This is a genomic window from Amycolatopsis sp. NPDC003865 (assembly GCF_053605345.1).
This window is the reverse complement of record NZ_JBSGJA010000009.1, coordinates 117,489-136,453: the sequence shown is the minus strand read 5'-3', so window position 1 is coordinate 136,453 and position 18,965 is coordinate 117,489. Positions and strand designations below refer to the sequence as shown.

At 69.9% G+C, this 18,965-nt stretch carries 20 protein-coding genes; 18 read left to right on the top strand and 2 right to left on the bottom strand.

All coding sequences use genetic code 11. The features are described 5' to 3' along the window. Window positions 1–62: 62 nt before the first annotated feature. The 14 genes from ACWEVP_RS22275 to ACWEVP_RS22210 all read left to right on the top strand — a co-directional run bounded on the left by ACWEVP_RS22275 (window position 63) and on the right by ACWEVP_RS22210 (window position 12,851). On the top strand, window positions 63–254 hold the full coding sequence (locus tag ACWEVP_RS22275) for a ferredoxin (RefSeq protein WP_452064478.1): 192 nt from the start codon (window positions 63–65) through the stop codon (window positions 252–254). 82 nt (window positions 255–336) lie between these two features. Next, entirely contained in the window at window positions 337–1,194 is an 858-nt protein-coding gene (locus tag ACWEVP_RS22270) for a 3-oxoacyl-ACP reductase (protein WP_452064477.1), read from the top strand. Continuing rightward, the gene (locus tag ACWEVP_RS22265) at window positions 1,191–1,955 is read left to right on the top strand and encodes a glucose 1-dehydrogenase (RefSeq protein WP_452064476.1); all 765 of its coding nucleotides are present in this window, start codon (window positions 1,191–1,193) and stop codon (window positions 1,953–1,955) included. Before ACWEVP_RS22270 ends, ACWEVP_RS22265 begins: the two co-directional genes overlap by 4 nt. 87 nt (window positions 1,956–2,042) lie before the next feature. Further along, the gene (locus ACWEVP_RS22260) at window positions 2,043–2,831 is read left to right on the top strand and encodes an MlaE family ABC transporter permease (RefSeq protein WP_086674213.1); all 789 of its coding nucleotides are present in this window, start codon (window positions 2,043–2,045) and stop codon (window positions 2,829–2,831) included. Continuing rightward, entirely contained in the window at window positions 2,831–3,673 is an 843-nt protein-coding gene (locus ACWEVP_RS22255) for an MlaE family ABC transporter permease (RefSeq protein ID WP_452064475.1), read from the top strand. Before ACWEVP_RS22260 ends, ACWEVP_RS22255 begins: the two co-directional genes overlap by 1 nt. Then, window positions 3,670–4,995, top strand: coding sequence for an MCE family protein (locus tag ACWEVP_RS22250; protein ID WP_452064474.1), 1,326 nt, complete (start codon window positions 3,670–3,672; stop codon window positions 4,993–4,995). Before ACWEVP_RS22255 ends, ACWEVP_RS22250 begins: the two co-directional genes overlap by 4 nt. Then, the gene (locus tag ACWEVP_RS22245; protein WP_452064473.1) at window positions 4,992–6,029 is read left to right on the top strand and encodes an MCE family protein; all 1,038 of its coding nucleotides are present in this window, start codon (window positions 4,992–4,994) and stop codon (window positions 6,027–6,029) included. The genes ACWEVP_RS22250 and ACWEVP_RS22245 overlap by 4 nt, the downstream gene beginning before the upstream one ends. Next, window positions 6,026–7,057 (top strand): MlaD family protein, encoded by a 1,032-nt coding sequence (locus tag ACWEVP_RS22240; protein WP_452064472.1) that lies wholly within the window; start codon window positions 6,026–6,028, stop codon window positions 7,055–7,057. Before ACWEVP_RS22245 ends, ACWEVP_RS22240 begins: the two co-directional genes overlap by 4 nt. Next, entirely contained in the window at window positions 7,054–8,247 is a 1,194-nt protein-coding gene (locus ACWEVP_RS22235; RefSeq protein ID WP_452064471.1) for an MCE family protein, read from the top strand. The genes ACWEVP_RS22240 and ACWEVP_RS22235 overlap by 4 nt, the downstream gene beginning before the upstream one ends. Then, window positions 8,244–9,389 carry an MCE family protein gene (locus tag ACWEVP_RS22230; protein ID WP_452064470.1) on the top strand — a complete coding sequence of 382 codons (1,146 nt, stop codon included), beginning with the start codon at window positions 8,244–8,246 and terminating at the stop codon, window positions 9,387–9,389. The genes ACWEVP_RS22235 and ACWEVP_RS22230 overlap by 4 nt, the downstream gene beginning before the upstream one ends. Further along, window positions 9,386–10,621 (top strand): MCE family protein, encoded by a 1,236-nt coding sequence (locus ACWEVP_RS22225; protein ID WP_452064469.1) that lies wholly within the window; start codon window positions 9,386–9,388, stop codon window positions 10,619–10,621. The genes ACWEVP_RS22230 and ACWEVP_RS22225 overlap by 4 nt, the downstream gene beginning before the upstream one ends. Beyond that, window positions 10,618–11,100 carry a hypothetical protein gene (locus tag ACWEVP_RS22220; protein WP_452064468.1) on the top strand — a complete coding sequence of 161 codons (483 nt, stop codon included), beginning with the start codon at window positions 10,618–10,620 and terminating at the stop codon, window positions 11,098–11,100. The genes ACWEVP_RS22225 and ACWEVP_RS22220 overlap by 4 nt, the downstream gene beginning before the upstream one ends. Then, on the top strand, window positions 11,097–11,579 hold the full coding sequence (locus ACWEVP_RS22215; RefSeq protein ID WP_452064467.1) for a hypothetical protein: 483 nt from the start codon (window positions 11,097–11,099) through the stop codon (window positions 11,577–11,579). Before ACWEVP_RS22220 ends, ACWEVP_RS22215 begins: the two co-directional genes overlap by 4 nt. Window positions 11,580–11,618: 39 nt before the next feature. After that, window positions 11,619–12,851: a hypothetical protein gene (locus ACWEVP_RS22210; protein ID WP_452064466.1), complete on the top strand. Its 1,233-nt coding sequence runs from the start codon at window positions 11,619–11,621 to the stop codon at window positions 12,849–12,851. A 7-nt stretch (window positions 12,852–12,858) separates the two neighbouring features. Here ACWEVP_RS22210 and ACWEVP_RS22205 read toward each other — a convergent pair whose 3' ends face one another. After that, window positions 12,859–13,338 (bottom strand): hypothetical protein, encoded by a 480-nt coding sequence (locus tag ACWEVP_RS22205; RefSeq protein ID WP_452064465.1) that lies wholly within the window; start codon window positions 13,336–13,338, stop codon window positions 12,859–12,861. Window positions 13,339–13,401: 63 nt separating this feature from the next. On the opposite strand from ACWEVP_RS22205, the gene ACWEVP_RS22200 reads away from it, so the two are divergent. The 4 genes from ACWEVP_RS22200 to ACWEVP_RS22185 all read left to right on the top strand — a co-directional run bounded on the left by ACWEVP_RS22200 (window position 13,402) and on the right by ACWEVP_RS22185 (window position 17,783). Continuing rightward, window positions 13,402–14,643 (top strand): aminotransferase class I/II-fold pyridoxal phosphate-dependent enzyme, encoded by a 1,242-nt coding sequence (locus ACWEVP_RS22200; RefSeq protein WP_452064464.1) that lies wholly within the window; start codon window positions 13,402–13,404, stop codon window positions 14,641–14,643. A 116-nt stretch (window positions 14,644–14,759) separates the two neighbouring features. After that, the gene (locus tag ACWEVP_RS22195) at window positions 14,760–15,728 is read left to right on the top strand and encodes a ferritin-like domain-containing protein (RefSeq protein WP_452064463.1); all 969 of its coding nucleotides are present in this window, start codon (window positions 14,760–14,762) and stop codon (window positions 15,726–15,728) included. Between the two features lie 67 nt (window positions 15,729–15,795). After that, window positions 15,796–16,899 carry an FAD-dependent monooxygenase gene (locus ACWEVP_RS22190; RefSeq protein WP_452064462.1) on the top strand — a complete coding sequence of 368 codons (1,104 nt, stop codon included), beginning with the start codon at window positions 15,796–15,798 and terminating at the stop codon, window positions 16,897–16,899. After that, window positions 16,896–17,783 (top strand): aminoglycoside phosphotransferase family protein, encoded by an 888-nt coding sequence (locus tag ACWEVP_RS22185; RefSeq protein WP_452064461.1) that lies wholly within the window; start codon window positions 16,896–16,898, stop codon window positions 17,781–17,783. The genes ACWEVP_RS22190 and ACWEVP_RS22185 overlap by 4 nt, the downstream gene beginning before the upstream one ends. Window position 17,784: 1 nt before the next feature. Here ACWEVP_RS22185 and ACWEVP_RS22180 read toward each other — a convergent pair whose 3' ends face one another. Further along, window positions 17,785–18,822 carry a LacI family DNA-binding transcriptional regulator gene (locus tag ACWEVP_RS22180; protein WP_452064460.1) on the bottom strand — a complete coding sequence of 346 codons (1,038 nt, stop codon included), beginning with the start codon at window positions 18,820–18,822 and terminating at the stop codon, window positions 17,785–17,787. Between the last annotated feature and the right edge of the window lie 143 nt (window positions 18,823–18,965).

Genomic DNA, 18,965 nt, shown 5'->3' with positions numbered 1-18,965 from the left:
TCGATCCGGCGTTATAGTAGAACCTGTTCTAGTTGTACCAGGACTCACGCGGCGGAGGAAGCATGGAGATCGGCGTCGATCGTTCGCTCTGCGAGGCGAACGCGGTGTGTGTCGGGTTCGCGCCGGACGTCTTCGACCTGGATGACGACGAAGAACTCGTCATCCAGCCGGGTCCGGTGCCGGCCGATCAGATAGAACAAGTTACAGATGCAGTCAAAGGCTGCCCGAAGAACGCCCTGTTCATCGTCGGTTAGCACCGTTCACTGAACCTCTTGCGGAGAGCAAGAACAGATTCTAATGTAGGCGCGGTCACAGGACTCGATGAGGAGGCCTCGCGTGAGCCTGACCGGCAGGACAGCGATCGTAACCGGCGCCGCCGCCGGACTGGGACGGGCCGAAGCCCTCGCCCTCGCCGCGCGCGGGGCCACCGTGGTCGTCAACGACATCACCGAGGCCAAGGACGTCGTCGAAGAGATCGAAGGAGCGGGCGGCAAGGCGGTCGCGGTCGCCGGCGACGTCGGCGACCGGGCCACCGCGGACGCGCTGGTGGCGGCCGCGCTCGACCTCGGCGGGCTCGACATCGTGGTCAACAACGCGGGCGTGCTGCGCGACAAGATGCTCTTCTCGATGTCCGACGACGAGTGGGACACCGTCCTGCGCGTCCACCTGCGCGGGCACTTCCTGTTGTCCCGCAACGCGACGAAGTACTGGCGCGACAAGTCCAAAGCGGACGGACGGCCGGTGTACGGGCGCCTGGTCAACACCGCGTCCGAGGCGTTCCTCATCGGCTCGCCCGGGCAGCCCAACTACGCCGCGGCGAAGGCGGGCATCACCGCGCTCACCATGTCGGCGGCCCGTGGCCTGGCCAAGTACGGCGTCCGCGCCAACGCGATCTGCCCGCGTGCGCGGACGGCGATGACCGAGGGCGTGTTCGGCGCGGCTCCCGCCGAGGGCGCCGACCCGCTCTCGGTCGAGCACGTCGCCCCCTTCGTCGCCTACCTCGCCTCGCCCGCGGCCGAGCACGTCAACGGGCAGGTGTTCATCGTCCACGGCGGCACGGTCTCCCTGGTCGCGGCGCCGCGGATCGAGCAGCGCTGGTCCCTCGACGAGCTCGAGACCTCGGTCAGCTCCTACTTCGCCGACCGCGACCCCGGCCGGATGTTCGCCGCCACCGAAATCCTGGGAGAGTCATGAGGCTGGACGGGAAGATCGCCCTGATCACCGGCGCCGCGCGCGGCCAGGGCGAGGCCGCGGCACGCGCGTTCGTCGCCGAGGGCGCCAAGGTGCTGATCGCCGACATCCTCGACGACGAGGGCAAGCAGCTCGCCGCCGAACTCGGGGAGCAGGCCGTCTACCAGCACCTCGACGTCGGCGACGAGGACGGCTGGGCCGCCGCCGTCGACCGCGCGACGACCGAGTTCGGCGCGCCGAACGTGCTGGTCAACAACGCGGGCATCCTGCACTTCTCCGAACTCGGCAAGACGAAGCTGGCCGACTACGAACGCGTCATCCGGGTGAACCAGATCGGGGCGTTTCTCGGGATGCGCTCGGTCGTTGAACCGATGACCGCCGCCGGCGGTGGCTCCATCGTCAACGTGTCCTCTGTGGAGGGACTGGCCGGGATGCCCTACCTCGTCGCCTACACCGCGAGCAAGTTCGCCATCCGCGGGATGACCAAGGTCGCCGCGATGGAACTCGGCAAGAAGCACATCCGCGTCAACTCGGTGCACCCCGGCGCGATCGACACGCAGATGGTCGAGACCGCGGCCGGCGGGCAGAAAGTCGACATGTCGTACGTCGGGAAGAAGGTGGCGCTCGGCCGGGTCGGGCAGCCGGAGGACATCGCGAAGCTCGTCCTCTTCCTGGCCAGCGACGAAAGCGCGTACTGCACGGGGGCGGAGTTCGTCGCGGACGGCGGCGCCACGGCGTCGCACGCGCTCAACCTGAGCTTCTGAAGAACGATCAGTTAACACCGCTAACGAAAATCGGGCACCGGGTATGGAGAACACTCGGAGGTCAGCGACGACCTACTGGGAGGTGTGGTGAGCGAGAGCACGGGCACGCTCCCGGGAACCGCGGCCCTGACCCAGGTCGGCCGCCTCGCGACGCTCTCCTGGGAAGTCCTGCGCGCGATCTTCAAACGCCCGTTCCAGGCCCGCGAATGGATCCAGCAGTGCTGGTTCTTCGCCAGCGTCACGATCCTGCCGACCGCGCTGGTGGCCATCCCGTTCGGCGCGGTGATCGCGCTGCAGCTCGGCTCGCTCACCGCGCAGATCGGCGCGCAGTCGTTCACCGGCGCGGCCAGCGCGCTGGCGATCGTCCAGCAGGCCAGCCCGCTGATCACCGCGCTGCTCGTCGCGGGCGCGGGCGGCAGCGCGGTCTGCGCGGACATCGGCGCGCGCAAGATCCGCGAAGAGATCGACGCCATGGAGGTTCTCGGCGTCAACCCGATCCAGCGGCTGATCGTGCCGCGCGTGCTCGCCGCGATGGTCGTTTCGGTGCTGCTGAACGGCTTGGTCAGCGTCGTCGGCGTGCTCGGCGGTTACTTCTTCAACGTCGTCCTCCAGGGCGGCACGCCCGGCGCGTACCTGGCCAGCTTCAACGCGCTGGCCCAGGTGCCGGACCTCTGGGTCAGCGAGATCAAGGCGCTGCTGTACGGCTTCGTCGCCGGGGTCGTCGCCGCGTTCCGCGGGCTGAACCCGCCGCCCGGGCCGAAGGGCGTCGGCGACGCCGTCAACCAGGCCGTCGTCATCACGTTCCTGCTGCTGTTCCTCATCAACGTCGTGCTCACCGCGATCTACCTGCGGATCGTCCCGCCGAAGGCCATGTGATGACCGCCGTCGACACCGACCGGACGCTCGAGTACCTCGCGCGCCCCGGCCAGAGCCTGGAAGGGCTCGGCAAGCAGCTCGCGTTCGCCGCGAAAGCGCTCGCCTGGTCGCCGCGCACGATCCGCCGCTACAGCCGGGAAACGCTGCGGCTGCTCACCGAGGTCTGCTTCGGCACCGGCGGCCTCGCCGTCATCGGCGGCACGCTCGGCGTGATGATCGGGATGACGCTCTTCACCGGCCTCATCGTGGGCCTGCAGGGCTATTCCGCGCTGAACCAGCTCGGCACGGCCGCGCTCACCGGGTTCATCTCCGCCTACTTCAACACGCGCGAAGTCGCGCCGCTCTCGGCCGGGCTCGCCTTGAGCGCGACCGTCGGCTGCGGCTTCACCGCCCAGCTCGGCGCGATGCGGATCTCCGAGGAGATCGACGCGCTCGAAGTGATGGGCGTGCCGAGCATGCCGTACCTGGTGACCACGCGGGTGCTGGCCGGCGTCGCCGCGGTGATCCCGCTGTACGCGGTCGGCCTGCTGTCGAGCTACCTCGCGTCCCGGCAGATCACCATCTGGCTCTACGGCCAGTCCGCCGGCACCTACGACCACTACTTCACGCTCTTCCTGCCACCCGGCGACGTCCTCTGGTCGTTCGGGAAGGTGATCGTGTTCAGCGTGCTCGTGATCCTGTCCCACTGCTACTACGGCTTCCACGCCAGCGGCGGCCCGGCCGGCGTCGGCGTCGCGGTGGGCCGCGCGGTGCGGACGTCGATCGTGCTGATCTCGGTGCTGGACTTCTTCCTGTCGCTGGCGATCTGGGGCGCCAACACGACGGTGAGGATCTCCGGATGAGGCGCGAGCTCTGGCAGCGGCTCCGGTACCAGGTGCTGGGGCTCGCCTTCCTGCTCGTGGCCGCGTTGTTCATCGCGTTCACCCTCGCCGTCTACAACAAGGCGTTCACCCCGGTCACGCTCGTGAAGCTGGAAACCGACCGGGTCGGCAGCCAGCTGCGCACCGGCGGCGACGTCAAGGTCCGGGGCATGCTCGTCGGCGAAGTCCGCTCGGTGCTGGCGAAAGGGGACCACGCCGAGCTGGAGCTGGCGCTGGACCCGGACAAGACGCACGTCATCCCGCGAAACGTCTCCGCGCGCTTGCTGCCGAAGACGCTCTTCGGCGAGCGGTACGTCGCCCTGCAGCTGCCCGAGACGTCGCAGGGCCCGATCAAGGCCGGCGACGTCATCCCGCAGGACCGCAGCAGCGCGGCGATCGAGCTGCAGAAGGTCCTCGACGACGTGATGCCGCTGCTGCAGGCCGTCCAGCCCGAGAAGCTGGCGAGCACGCTGACGGCGGTCTCGACCGCGCTCGACGGCCGCGGCAAGCAGCTCGGCCAGACGCTGGTGCAGCTCAGCGACTACCTCGGCAAGCTCAACCCGTCGCTGCCGGACGTCAAGGCGGACATCACCGGCCTCGCGAACGTCGCCAACACCTACGACAAGGCCGCGCCCGACATCCTGCAGGCGCTGTCCGACCTGACGACGACGAGCCGGACGATCGTCGACCAGCGCGCGCAGCTGACCGACCTCTACGCCACCGTCACGGCGGCTTCCGTGGACCTGACGAGCTTTTTGCAGGTCAACAAGGACAACCTGATCCGGCTCACCACGGCGGTCCAGCCGACGCTGGACGTCCTCGCGAAGTACGCGCCCGAGTACCCGTGCCTGCTGCGGCAGCTCGCGGAGTCCGTGCCGCGCGCGGAACTGGCGTTCGGCAAGGGCACCGCGCACCCCGAGGTCAGCCGGGTCACCATCGAGTTCGCCGCCAGCCGCGGCAAGTACCTCCCCGGCGTCGACGAGCCGAAGTACGACGACAAGCGCGGGCCGCGCTGCTACCCGAGCGTCCCGCACCCCGGGGTGTGGCCGCAGTACCCGCCGGACGGCGCGATCAAGGACGGCTCCAGCAAGCCCCCGCCGCCGAAGTACCCGCCCGAAGAGCTGCCGTCCGGAGGCGGCGCCGTCGGTGGGTCCCCGGGGTCGATCGTCGGCTCGGCCTACGAAACCGACCTGATCGACCTGCTCGCCGCGCCCGCGCTCGGCAGCTCGCCCGGCGACGTGCCCGGCTGGGCCGGCCTGATCGTCGGGCCGCTCTACCGCGGGGCGGAGGTGGAGCTGAAGTGAGGACCTTCGTCCCGTCCCTGGTCAAGCTCGCGGTGTTCGCCGTCGTCACCGTGCTGCTCACCGGGATCCTGGCGGCGACCATCGCGAACACGAACTTCGGCGAGACGTCCGGGTACCTGGCGAAGTTCACCGACGCGTCCGGGCTCAAGGAGGGCGACGACGTCCGCATCGCCGGGGTCAAGGTCGGCCAGGTCGACGCGATCGAGGTCGTGGCGGGCGAGCGGAACCTCGCCCAGGTGCGCTTCGACGTCGAGCAGACCTACCGGCTGCCGGAAACGGTGACCGCGACGATCAAGTACCGCAACCTCGTCGGGCAGCGCTACCTCGCGCTCGGCACCGACGTGCCAGGGGACAAAGCTTTGCCCGACGGCGGCACGATCCCGCCCGAGCGCACCAAACCCGCGTTGAACCTCACCGTGCTGTTCAACGGCTTCAAGCCGCTGTTCAAGGCGTTGAGCCCCCACGACGTCAACCAGCTCTCGGCCGAGATCATCAGCGTCTTCCAGGGCGAGGGCGGCACGATCACCAGCCTGCTGCAGCACACCGCGTCGCTGACGACGGCGATCGCGAGTAAGGACCAGGTGATCGGCCAGGTCATCGCGAACCTCAACACCGTGCTCGGCACGGTCAACGCCCACGGCCCGCAGCTCGGCGACCTCATCGAGCAGACGCAGAAGCTGGTCAGCGGCCTGGCGGAGCAGCGCAAGCCGATCGGCGACGCGGTCAGCGCGCTCGGCGACCTCGCGGTGTCCACGACCGGCCTGCTGGCCGACGCGCGCCCCGCGCTCAAGGACGACGTCGCGCAGCTCGGCGTGCTGTCGCAGAACCTCGGCGACTCCGGCGAACTGGTCAACCACCTCCTGGAAGTGCTGCCGGGCAACCTGCAGAAGTTCACCCGGACCCTGAGCTACGGCAGCTGGTTCAACTACTACCTGTGCGGGATCACCGGCACCATCGGCATTTCCTCGCTCGACATCACCGTGCCGATCGTCCCGCTTCCCGGTACCCAGCGCGCGGAGAGGTGTGGTCCGTGAAGCCGCTGAAGGATCGCAACCAGGCGGGAGTCGGCGCGGTCGCGCTCGTGCTGATCGTGCTCGTCACGGCCACCACGTACTTCTCCGACCAGCTCCCGTTCTTCGGCAACGGCACGACGTACTCGGCGTACTTCGGCGAGTCCGCCGGTCTGGCGCCGGACAACGAGGTCGAGGTCGCCGGGGTCAAGGTCGGCACGGTGTCGTCGGTTTCGCTGAAGGGCAAGCAGGTGCTGGTGCGCTTCCGCGTCAAGGACGTCCGGGTCGGCGACGCCACGAGGGCGTCGATCGAGATCAAGACGCTGCTGGGGGAGAAGTACCTCGCGCTCGACCCGAAGGGCGACGGCGCGCAGGAGCCGGACTCGACGATCCCGCAGGCCCGCACGCGCACGCCGTTCCAGCTGCAGGACGCGTTCGAGCAGCTGTCGACGACGGTCGGGGACATCGACACGAACCAGCTCGCCGACAGCTTCACCGCCTTGTCCGACAGCTTGAAGGACAGCCCGCAGTACCTGAAGGACACGCTGACCGGGTTGTCGTCGCTGGCCAAGACGGTGTCCTCGCGGGACGCCGACTTGCACACGCTGCTGGCCAACACGAGCCAGGTGTCGAAGACGCTGTCCGACCGCAACGCCCAGCTGCAACGCGTGATCAGCGACGGCAACCTGCTGCTGGGCGAGCTGCAGAACCGCAAGAAGGCGATCAACGCGCTGCTCACCGGCACCCAGCAGCTTTCGCAGCAGCTGACCGGGCTCGTCCAGGACAACCGGGCGCAGCTGAAACCGACGTTGGACAAGCTGAGCAAGGTGACCGACATCCTGCAGCGCAACCAGGGCAACCTCGACAAGAGCCTGCAGCTGATGGCGCCGTTCGCCCGCGTCGGCGCGAACGCCACCGGCAACGGCCGCTGGTTCGAGGGCTACCTGTGCGGTCTGCTGCCGCCGACGATCAACGCCGGCGTGGCGACCATCAACCCCGAGGGCTGCACCCCGCCGATCGCGGCGCCGAACCAGGGGGTGGGCGGCCGATGACCATCCGGACCTACCGCGGCCGCAGCCTGGTGACGTGGCTGGCGTTCGCGTGCGTGCTCGCGCTGGTGGTGACGGCCGGGCTGTGGCTGGTGTTCCGGGAATCCACCGGCACGAAGCTGTCCGCCTACTTCGGCAAGACCGTCGGGCTCTACGCGGGTTCGTCGGTGCGGGTGCTCGGCGTGCCGGTCGGGCAGGTCACCGACGTCACGCCGCAGGGTGACGCGGTGCGCGTGGACATGCGCGTCGACGACGTGCAGCTGCCGGCCGACGTCGGCGCGGTCGTCGTCGCGCCGAGCCTGGTCAGCGACCGGTACGTCCAGCTGACCCCGGCCTACGACAGCGGGCCCACGCTGGCCACCGGCACGGTCCTGCCGCGCGATCGCACGGCGACGCCGGTCGAGCTGGACGACCTGTACTCGAGCCTGGACAAGCTGTCTACGGCCCTGGGCCCCAACGGCGCCAACAAGGGTGGCGCGCTCTCCGGCGTCCTGGACACCGCGGCGAACACGTTGAAGGGCAACGGCGCGTCGCTGAACTCGACGGTCGGGCAGCTCGCCGAACTGGCCAAGACCCTCGACGGTTCGAAGGACGACCTGTTCTCGACCGTGCAGAACCTCAACTCCTTCACCGGCGCGCTCGCGCAGAGCGACCAGCAGCTCAACGAGTTCTACGGGCGCGTCGCCGACGTCAGCCAGTTCCTCGCCGCCGACTCTTCCGACGTCGGCGCGGCCTTGCAGTCCCTCGGCGGGGCGCTCGGCGACGTCCAGCAGTTCGTCAACGACAACAAGGGCGCGCTGGAGTCCAATGTGGACAAATTGGCGTCGCTGTCGAAGGTCCTGGTCGACCAGCGGGCCGCACTCGCCGAAGTCCTCGACATCGCCCCGACCGGCGCGACGAACTTCATCAACTCCTACGACGCGGCGTCGGGCACGATCGCCGTCCGCGACAACCTCAACGAGCTGACCAACCCGCCGATCCTCACCGTGTGCCGGCTGATCAGCTCGTTCACGCCGAAGGAAGTACCCGACACGCTGGGGAACATCTGCAAGCAGCTGGCGCCGGTCCTGGACGGCGCGCTGAAGCTGCCGACCATCCCGCAGGTGCTCAACTCCCTGCAGAACGGGACCCTGCCACCGTTGCCGCTCCCGCTGGTCGACGTCATGGAGCAGCTTTCGGGCGGTGCCAGGTGAAGCGGCTCGCGGGCGTGCTCGCCGGGGTGCTCGTGCTGGCGGCCTGCAGCGACGGCGGCTTCAACGGCCTCTACGGCACGCCGCTGCCCGGCGGCGCCGACGTCGGCGACCACCCGTACCACGTGACCGCGCTGTTCACCGACGTCCTGGACCTGGTGCCGCAGTCCAGCGTCAAGGTCAACGACGTCGCCGTCGGCCGGGTCGACAAGATCACGCTGACGCCGGACACGCGGTCCGCGCTGGTCGCGATGACCGTCAACGGCGACATCGCGCTGCCCGCCAACGCCCGCGCCGAGCTGAAGCAGTCGTCCCTGCTGGGCGAGAAGTTCGTCGAGCTGAGCGTGCCGACGGCCGAACCGGCCGGCGGTCACCTGGCCGACGGCGCGCAGATCCCGCTCGGGCGCACCAACCGCAACCCCGAGGTCGAGGAGGTGCTCGGCGCGCTTTCCCTGCTGCTCAACGGCGGCGGTGTCGAGCAGATCCAGAAGATCAGCCACGAACTCAACGACGCGTTGTCCGGCAACGAGCCCGAGATCCGCGCGCTGCTGTCGCGAGTGGACGAACTGGCGACCCAGCTCGACGGGCACCGGACCGAGATCCTCCGCGCGATCGACGGGCTCGGGAAGCTGTCCCACACGTTGGCCGGTCAGACGCAGAACCTGTCGGACGCGCTCGACAACCTGGCGCCGGGCCTGAAGATCGTCACCGACCAGCGCGACCAGCTGGTCGGGATGCTGAACGCGCTCACCACGCTTTCCGGAGTCGCCACCGACACCGTGACGAAGAGCCGCGACGAGCTGGTCGCGAACCTCAAGGCGCTGCAGCCGACGCTGACGAAGCTCGGCGAAGCCGGCCAGAACCTGCCGAACGCGTTGCAGATCCTGCTGACGTACCCGTTCCCGGACTACGCGGGCAACGTGATCAAGGGCGACTACGCGAACGTCGAGGCCAACGTGAACCTCGACCTGGACACGCTGATCCAGAACTTCACGAACTCGTCGCAGCCGCCGATCGCGCTGCCGTCCGGGCAGCCTTCCGCCGTCGCGCCGCCGCTGCCGCTGCCCGACCTCGGTTCGGTCCCGGGGTCCGCGGGGCCCGACCTGCTGGGTGGCCTGCTCGGCCTGATCGGGGGCGGCAAGTGACCACCCGCAAGATCCGCATCCAGCTGTTCGCGTTCGTCGTCATCGCGGTGGTGTCGGTCGTCTACGCCGGCGGCCACTACGCCGGGCTCGACCGGCTCTTCGGCAGCCGGGGTTACGTCGTCACCGCGCAGCTGACCGACTCCGGCGGCATCTTCGTCAACTCCGAGGTCGCCTACCGCGGGGTGACGGTCGGGCGGGTGACCGGGATGACGCTGACCGAGCACGGCGTCGACGTGGCGCTCGACATCGATCCGGGCGGCCCGGACATCCCGGCCGACGCGCACGCGCAGGTGGCGAACCGATCGGCGGTGGGGGAGCAGTTCGTCGACCTGCTCCCCCTGCACGACGGCGGCCCGTTCCTGAAGGACGGCTCGGTGATCACGGCGGACAAGACGTCGCTGCCGCCGTCGCCGGACACCGTGCTGTCGCATTTGGACGACCTCGTGGCGAGCGTGCACCCGGAGTCGCTGCGGACGGTCGTCGACGAGACGTACAACGCGTTCGCCGGCGCGGGGCCGGAACTGCAGCAGCTGCTGGACAGCACGGGCTCGCTGACCGCCGTCGCCACGCAGTACGTCCCGCAGACGCAGGGGCTGTTCGCGAACTCGCGGGTCGTGCTGGACACACAGCAGCGGCAGGCGGCGAACATCACCGACTTCGCATCCGGGCTGCGGACGATCGCCGGTCAGCTCAAGAAGTCCGACCCGGACCTGCGGCGCGTGATCGCCCAGGCGCCGCAGCTGAGCCGCCAGATCAGCGACGTGCTCGCCGCGTCCGGCACCGACCTGGGCGTGCTGTTCGCGAACCTGCTGACCACGGCACAGATCACGTCGTCCCGGCGCGACTCCCTCGAGGAACTGCTGGTGGCGTACCCGATCATCGGGGCGTTCTCGCCGTCGACCTCCCCGGACGGCACCGGGCACTTGGGTGTGGTGTTCAACTTCTTCGACCCGGCTTCGTGCACGAAGGGGTACGAGGGGACGAAACAGCGTCCGGCGAACGACGAGACCGAGGCGCCGGTGAACATGAACGCGTACTGCGCCGAACCGCCGGGCAGCCCGACGGGGGTGCGCGGCGCGCAGAACGCGCCTTACGCGGGGAAGCCGCCCGCGATTCCGGCTGCGCCGTCGCAGCAGGCTTCGTCTTCTTCGCCGACGCAGCTGCCGGGAATGCTGAGCCTGCTGACGGGTCCGTCGTCCGGTGGCCTCGGCCGGCTGTTGGGCGCGCCGTGAGGGTTCTGGTCGTGGCGGCGGTGCTTTCGGTACTGGCGGCGGGGTTCGCCGGCTGGACGTGGTGGCGGGCCGCGTCGGACGACTCTTTCGCCCGGGGTCGCGAACGGGACGCGGTGCTGGCCGCCGCGGGGCCGGAACTGGTGACGCTGAACACGATCGACTACCGCTCGGCGGGCGCGGACGTGGACCGCTGGATCGCGGCCACCACGGGGCAGTACGGGAAGGATCTGGCCGGGGACCGGCAGGTGCAGATCGACCGCGCTTCCACCGCACGCACGGTTTCGTCGGCGTCTTTGGTGCAGGCGGCGGTCACGGAGATCGACGTGGCGCGCGGAACGGCGCGGCTGCTGGCGGTGCTGGACGTCCGGGTTTCTTCCGGGGGTGGCGCCGCTTCCCCGCGCTTGAACCGGTTGACGGTGGACGTGTCCCGAGCTCCGGACGGCTGGAAGATTTCGGGTGTCCAGGCGGCCGGCTCATGAGCCGGGTACTGGCTGTCGTCGTGGTGCTTGCCTTGGGGTGTGCCGTGTGGTTCGGCATCGAGACCGCTTCGCTTTCTCCAGGGGACAACGAGGCTTTGGTGGATTCCGCCGGAACTGCCGCGGTGTCCGCCGAGGTCGGTGATGCCGTGAAGGCGGTGTTTTCCTACGACTACGCCAATTTGGCGCGTACCGAGCGGGCCGCGTCGGATGTCCTGGTCGGGGATGCTGTTCGGCAGTACCGGGATCAGTTCGCTTCCGCTCGTACCCGGGCTACCGCGGAGAAGCTGGTCCGGACCACTACGGTTCGGGCGGTGGGGGTGCGGTCTTTGGTGGGGGACGATGCTTCGCTGCTGCTGTTCTTGGACCAGCAGACGGTGACCCAGGGCGGCGGAGCGCCGTCATCGTCGGTGGCGCAGCTCGCGGTGACGGCGAAGCGAATCGACGGCCGCTGGAAACTCGCGACGCTGACGGCTCTATGACCGTCGCGGATCCGCCCGCGTCCCCCCACTGTTGTGGCTGTGGAGCTGCGAGATGACGACGGCAAGAAGCTCAATGCCCAGTACCGTGTCGAGGTCGACGCGGGAGTCCTCAGCGTCGTGCTCGAGAGTGCCGGTGGCCGGACCGCGGGCGACAGCCGTCCGCGGAACAGTGACTACGTCCCGGCGCTGACGTTGTTGCTCTCGCGACTGCGTGATCGGCGGGCGGTACTGCTGTCGGCGATCTTGGCACCGCAGCGGCCATCGGAACTGTCCGAGGATCAGCGGACACTGCTCCGCGGCCCGCTGGACCTCGCGAGGATCGCCGACATCGAACGATTGCGGCTCGACATCACGAGCCCCCAGGGCCGGATCGGCCGGCCCGAAGGAGTGGTGCGCGAAGGTAACAACCGGAAGCGGATCCGGATCCGGCTCGAAGTTCCCGGATACGGCATCGGTGACGCTGCCGACTTGGCGGCCGACCTGGCGGACGGTCCGGCCGCCACCCCGGTGCTGCCCTCCGCGGAGGATCTCCTCCGCGACCTGCTCGGGACCGAAATCAGGACGGTCGCGACCGGGCAGCCGAACACCGTGCTCGACGTCAGGGACGGCGTGGCGACCGTGCGGACGGGACGGTCGCCCGGTGGAAGTCCGGTCGACGTCAGCGACGTGCAGGAGGGGCTGGACCTGCTCGCCGCCAAGGGATCGGTGACGGTCTCGGTCGCCGAGCTGGGGCATCGCAGTTCCTTCGTCGGAGCGGTGCTGGCCCGGCTTCCGGTTGTCCGCACCACGGCGAAGCCACCGACGATCACTTTGTCGGAGCCGACTGCCGACCAGCTCGCCGCTGACCGGCACTTCGGCGAGCTCGACGTGGTGGCGCAGGTCAAGGTGCGCACGGAGCAGGCGAAGCTCCGCAAGCTGCTCGCGGGCGCCCGTGAGTTCGCCGAGTGCGCGCTTTGCGGAGACTCGTATCCGATCGAGTTCCTGGTCGCTGCGCACATCAAGAAGCGTGCCGCCTGCACCGACGACGAGCGTCGCAATCTGGCGCACATCGCGATGCTCGCGTGCAGTTTCGGGTGCGACGTCCTTTACGAGTCCGGCTGGATCACCGTCGGCGCCGACGGTTCGGTTCGAGTCCGGTTGCCGGATGCGCTGCCCGACGGAAGAATGCGGAGTCTGCTCACCAAAGTGCAGGGACGTCGATGCGAGGCGCACACGCCGGACGCAGAGCCGTATTTCGCCTGGCATCGCGAGAACGTGTTCAAGGGACGCTGACGGCCCTCTAACCGTCCCAAACCGACGCGCCCTGCCTCAGGACCTCGACCCCCGAGGGTGAAGACGCCGGCCACATCACCACCACGTACCGGTAGTGCTCCCCGTACTCGTGGTCGTTCCAGTCGGCCGACGGCGGCCCGGCCGGCACGTACGACACCCGCGCCCGGTACAACCCCGGCAGCACCGAAAAGAACTTTTCCTGCGACGGATAGTCGGCGGGTCCGGAAATCACCAGCCGGCCGCTCGGAACCGGAAGATCTGCTTCCACCACGTGCTCGGCCGCGGGATCCAACGGCGGCGGGGAGGGCAGCAGCGTCACCGAAGACTCCACCAGGTCCGACCGCGCCGTGGCGATCGCGATGCCGCCCGGCTCCGCCCCGATCCGGTGGGATTCGACCGCCGATGCCGTCCAGCCGCTTCCGTCCAGGCGGGAACGGGAGTCGCGCAACGAGAACTGGCGCTGGTCGGCGTGGACTACCAAATGCACACCGATCACCCTAGCCAGGACCCGCCCCGAAATGGTATCGACGCCGGGTTTAGCGTTGACGGCATGACCACTGCTTCCGTCGACGTCGACACGGCCCGCCGCGACTACGCGGCCCTGGTCGACCGCGGCCTCTCCCTCGACATCACCCGCGGCAAGCCCTCCCCGGAGCAGCTCGATCTCGCGAACGGCCTGCTGACCCTCCCCGGCGACGGCTCCTTCAAGGCCGAGGACGGCACCGACGTGCGCAACTACGGCGGCCTCAAGGGCCTGCCGGAGCTGCGCCGCATCTTCGCCGGCGCGCTGCAGGTCCCGGCCGAGCAGCTGCTCGCCGCCGGCAACTCGAGCCTCGAGCTCATGCACGACGCCGTCGTCCAGGCGCTGCTGTCCAAGCTCCCCGGTGCCGAGCGCCGCTGGGCCGATGAGCCCGTCCTCAAGTTCCTCGCCCCCGTGCCGGGCTACGACCGCCACTTCGCGCTCACCGAGCGCTTCGGCATCGAGCTCGTCCCGGTCGCCATGACCGCCGAGGGCCCGGACATGGACGCCGTCGAGACGCTGGTCGCCGAGGACGCGGCCGTCAAGGGCATCTGGTGCGTCCCCAAGTACAGCAACCCCACCGGTGTCACGTTCAGTGACGACGTCGTCCGGCGGCTCGCCACCATGCGCACCGCGGCGCCCGACTTCCGGATCTTCTGGGACAACGCCTACGCCGTGCACCACCTGACCGACGACGAGCCGGCCCTGGCCGACGTCCTCGCCCTGGCCGCGGAGGCCGGCAACGCCGACCGCGTCTTCGTCTTCGGCTCCACCTCGAAGATCACCTACGCCGGCGCCGGCGTGGGCTTCTTCGGCGCCTCCGAGGCCAACCTCGCCTGGTGGGTCGGCAACATCGGCAAGCGCACCATCGGCCCGGACAAGGTCAACCAGCTGCGCCACGCCCTCTTCCTCAAGGACGAGGCCGGCGTCCGCGCCCACATGCGCAAGCACGCCGAGATCATCGGCCCGAAGTTCGAGGCCGTCGACCGCATCCTCACCGAGGAGCTGTCGGACCTCGCGTCCTGGACCAAGCCGACCGGCGGGTACTTCATCTCGCTGACCGTGCCCCAGGGCACCGCGAAGGAGGTCGTGCGGCTGGCGAAGGAGGCCGGCGTCGCGCTGACGCCCGCCGGGGCGACCCACCCGCACGGGAACGACCCGGCCGACGCCGTGATCCGGATCGCGCCGACCTTCCCGAAGCTCGCCGACGTCGAGGAGGCCGTGCGCGCGCTCGCCGTGTGCGTCCGGCTCGCCGCCGCCGAACGCGGCTGACCTGCGCAAACGTAATCGGGAAGAACTTTTTCCCGATTTGACCGAGCCGGGGGCCGTCCAGGTACGTATCACCGTTGGGTGAGGTGGACGAACTCGTCACGAGAGGACGTCCCCCGGTGTTCGGAAAACGCTACACAGAGCAGCTCGTCGAGCGCAGCGCGGAGAACGCGACCGACCGCCGCCGCTTCCTCAAGGCTGCGGGAGCCGCGGGACTCGGCGTCGCGGGCGCCGGTGCGCTCGGTACCGCGCTGTCGCTGGGCCTCGGCTCGGCGGGCGCGACTTCGCAGTACCCGGAGCAGAACAAGCAGGACGCCGCCGCCAGCGACGCCGCGGTGCTGAACTTCGCGCTCAACCTGGAGTACCTCGAGGCGAACCTGTACTCGTTCGCCGCCTACGGCTACGGGCTGAACGAGAAGTACGTCAACGGTGTCGGCAACCTCGGCAAGGTCTCCGGCGGGCACGGCGTGAAGTTCAAGAGCGAGCACACCAAGCAGATCGTCCAGGAGATCGCCGGCGACGAGGTCGCCCACGTGAACTTCCTCCGCAAGGCGCTCGGCAACGCCGCCGTCGCGCAGCCGGAGATCGACTTCCAGAACAGCTTCACCGCCGCCATGCAGGCGGCCGGGGTGATCAACGAGAAGCAGACGTTCGACCCGTTCGCCAGCGAGAACAACTTCCTGCTCGCCGCGTTCCTCTTCGAAGACGTCGGCGTGTCGGCCTACAAGGGCGCGGCGCCGCTGGTGAACAACAAGACGTTCCTCGACGCGGCGGCGGGCATCCTCGCGGTCGAGGCCTACCACGCGGGCATCGTGCGCGGCCAGCTGTTCGAACGCGGCCTCGGCGACGTCACGAACAAGATCTCCGACGCCCGCGACAGCCTCGACGGCAAGGCCGACGACGACGAAGGCGTGCTCAAGGACGGCAAGGCGAACCTCGTCCCGGCGGACGAGAACGGCATCGCGTTCGGCCGCTCCGCCGACCGCGTCCTCAACATCGCCTACCTGAACCCGGACAAGGTGAACTCGGGCGGCTTCTACCCCCGTGGCCTCAACGGCGACATCGCCGCCAGTGGCGCCAAAGAGTGAGCGCCGCGTGCCGCCGTCACGGTAACGTCGTGAGCGGCGGCACGCGGAGTTCACGAGGGGGCGCGGAGTGCGGGTACTGGTCGCGGGTGGCGGGATTTCCGGCACAGTCACGGCGATGGCGCTGAAGCTGGCCGGGCACGACCCGGTCGTCTTCGAGGCCTACCCGGCGGGCGGGGACGACATCGGCGCGTTCCTCACGATCATGCACAACGGCATGGACGCCCTGCGCGCGATCGGCGCCGACCGGCCGGTGATCGACAGCTCGTTCGCCGCCCACGGTGTGGAGCTGGTCCTCCCGACCGGGGAGACCGCCGGGCGCCGCGAGTTCGGCACCGAAGGCCTCGATGGCCCGCGCACGCTCACCCGCGCGACGCTCTACCGCGTCCTGCAGGAGGAGGCCGCGCGCCGGGGTGTCCCGCTCGAACACGGCAAGCGCCTGGTCGGCGCGAAGCCGGACGGGACCGGCATCGAGGCCGAATTCGCCGACGGCACCACCGAAACAGGTGACGTGTTGGTCGGCGCGGACGGGTTGCATTCGGTGGTTCGCACGCTGATCGACCCGGAAGCCGACGCGCCGCGCTACACCGGCCAGACCATCGTCTGGGGGTACACGCGGGCGCCCGGGCTGCCGTCGGCGGCCGGGATCTACCGGATGGTCCGCGGCAGCAAGGCGGCCTTCGGGTTCACGACCGGCCCGGACGGCGCGACGTTCTGGTTCGCCCGCATCCCCGACGCCGAACGCTCCCGCGAGGAGATCGCGGCGGTCACCCCGGCGGGGTGGCGCGAGTTCGCGCACGCGGCGTTCGCCGGGGAACCGTTGCCCTGCACGGACATCATCGCCGCCACCGGCGACGAGGTGTTCGGCGGGCACTCCTACGACGTTCCGCGGACGCGGATCTGGTCGACGCCGGAAATGGTGCTCGTCGGCGACGCCGCGCACGCCGCGGCCCCGGCCGACGCGCAGGGCGCGTCGATGGCGATCGAGGACAGCGTCGTGCTCGCGCAGTGCCTGCGCGACCTGCCGGACCCGGCGTCGGCCTTCGCGGCGTACGAAGGACTTCGGCGCGAGCGCGTCGAGAAACTGGTCGCGTCGAGCGCGGGGCAGGAGGTCGGCGAAAAGCCGGGCTGGGTCTACGAGCACCACATCGACTGGGACGGGAAGATCCAGTGAGCCTCGGTCCGCCGCCCCAGCGCATCACCGTCGCCGCCGATCAGGTGTCCCGGCTCGTGGCCGGGCAGTTCCCGCAGTGGGCGGAGCTTCCGGTCCGCCCGGTCGCCGAGGGCGGCTGGGACAACCGGACCTTCCACCTCGGCGACGCGATGATCGTGCGGCTGCCCAGCGCGGCCGAGTACGCCCTGGCGGTCGAGAAGGAACAGCGCTGGCTCCCGGCGCTCGCGCCCCGGCTGCCGGTGCCGATCCCGGTCCCGCTGGCGGAAGGCCGGCCGGGCGCGGACTATCCCTTCGCGTGGTCGATCTACCCGTGGCTCGACGGCGAGCCCGCGCGGCGAGAACGCGTCGCCGACCCCGTGGGATTCGCGGGCGACCTGGCCGGATTCCTGACGGCGCTGCGCGGCGTCGACACCACCGGCGCGCCGCGGCCGGGCAAGCACAACTGGTTCCGCGGCGGCACTTTGCGCACCTTCGACGACCTCGTCCGGCGCTCGCTCGACGGCCACGACTGGGCGGGGGAGATCTGGCGAACCGCAGTGGACACCCCGTGGGACGGCGTCGAGGGCTGGTTCCACGGCGACGTCGCCGAAGGGAACCTCCTGCTCGCCGGCGGCGAGCTGGCCGCGGTCATCGACTTCGGGACGTGCGGGGTCGGCGATCCGGCCTGCGACCTGGCGATCGCGTGGACACTGCTGACCGGCGACGGCCGCCGGGCGTTCCGCGAGCGGCTGGCCGTCGACGACGCGGAATGGGCCCGCGGCCGCGGCTGGGCGCTCTGGAAGACCCTGGTCACGTGCGCCCGCACGAAGGGCCGCGACGACCGCGAGGCCACGGAAGCCCGCCGCGTCCTGGCCGAAATCCGCACCGAGTACGCCGGGAGCTGACTCAAGCCCCGCAGGAGTCGCGGACCACCAGCTTCGTGGGCAGCCGCACCGGGTCCGGGGCCACGCCCGTGTCGATCATCGCCAGCAGCGCGCCCGCCGCGGCCGTGCCGAAACCCGGCTTGTCCTGAGCCACCGTCGTCAGCGCCGGGTCGACCAGGGAAGCCACCTCGATGTCGTCGAACCCCACCACCGCCAGGTCGTCCGGCACCCGCAGCCCCGCCGCCCGGGCGGCCAGCAGGGCGCCGACCGCCATCTCGTCGCTGGCCGCGAACACCGCCGTCGGCGGGTCCTTGCGGGCCAGCAGCCGGCGCATCCCGACGAACCCGCTCTCGCGGTAGAAATCCCCGGTGACCACGTAGTCCTCGCGCGCCGCCAGCCCCGCTTCGGCCAGCCCACGCCGGTAGCCCTCGGTGCGGGCGGCCGCCGGCGCGTTGCCGCGCGGGCCGGTGATCGTCGCGATCCGCCGGTGCCCGAGCGCGGCCAGGTGCCGGACGGCCTCCGCCGCGCCCGCGGCGTTGTCCGACGTCACGTAGGTCGCCTGCGGCCCGGACAGCGCCACGTCCAGCGCGACGCACGGCAGCCCGGACTGGGCGAACGTGCCGAACGCGTCGGCGTCCGTCCCGCTGTCGATCAGCACCAGCCCGGCCAGGTGGTGGCGGCGGGTCATGCTCACGTACGCGATCGGGTCGGCCAGCGACACGCCCGGGTTGCGGTCGCGGGCGTCGTCGCTCGTCGCGAGCAGCAGCAGGTGGTAGCCGTGCGAACTGAGCGCGGATTTGAGACCCAGCAACAGGTCCTGCAGGAACGGGTGCCGCCAGCCGGGCCGCCGGTGGTCGGTGTCCCAGACCAGCCCGACCATCGCCGAGCGCTGCCGCGACAGCGCCCGCGCCGACTCGTTCGGCGAGAAGTCGAGTTCCCGGGCGACGCGTTCGACGTGCTCGCGCGTCGTCGCGCTCACCGTCGCGGGGCGGTTGAACACCCGGGACACGGTCGCGACCGAGACTCCGCAGAGCTGGGCGATCTCTCGTGCCGTGACCATGGTGCCTCCTGTGCTGTAACCGGTTACATCTGTAGCACATGATCTCAGGCTGGGTAAATGCCGAGCCTAGTTATTATTTCGTTACTTGACGGATGGCTACTGGGAGCGCTCTCATGGGTCCCGCGTTTTCCGACCGGCCCGCA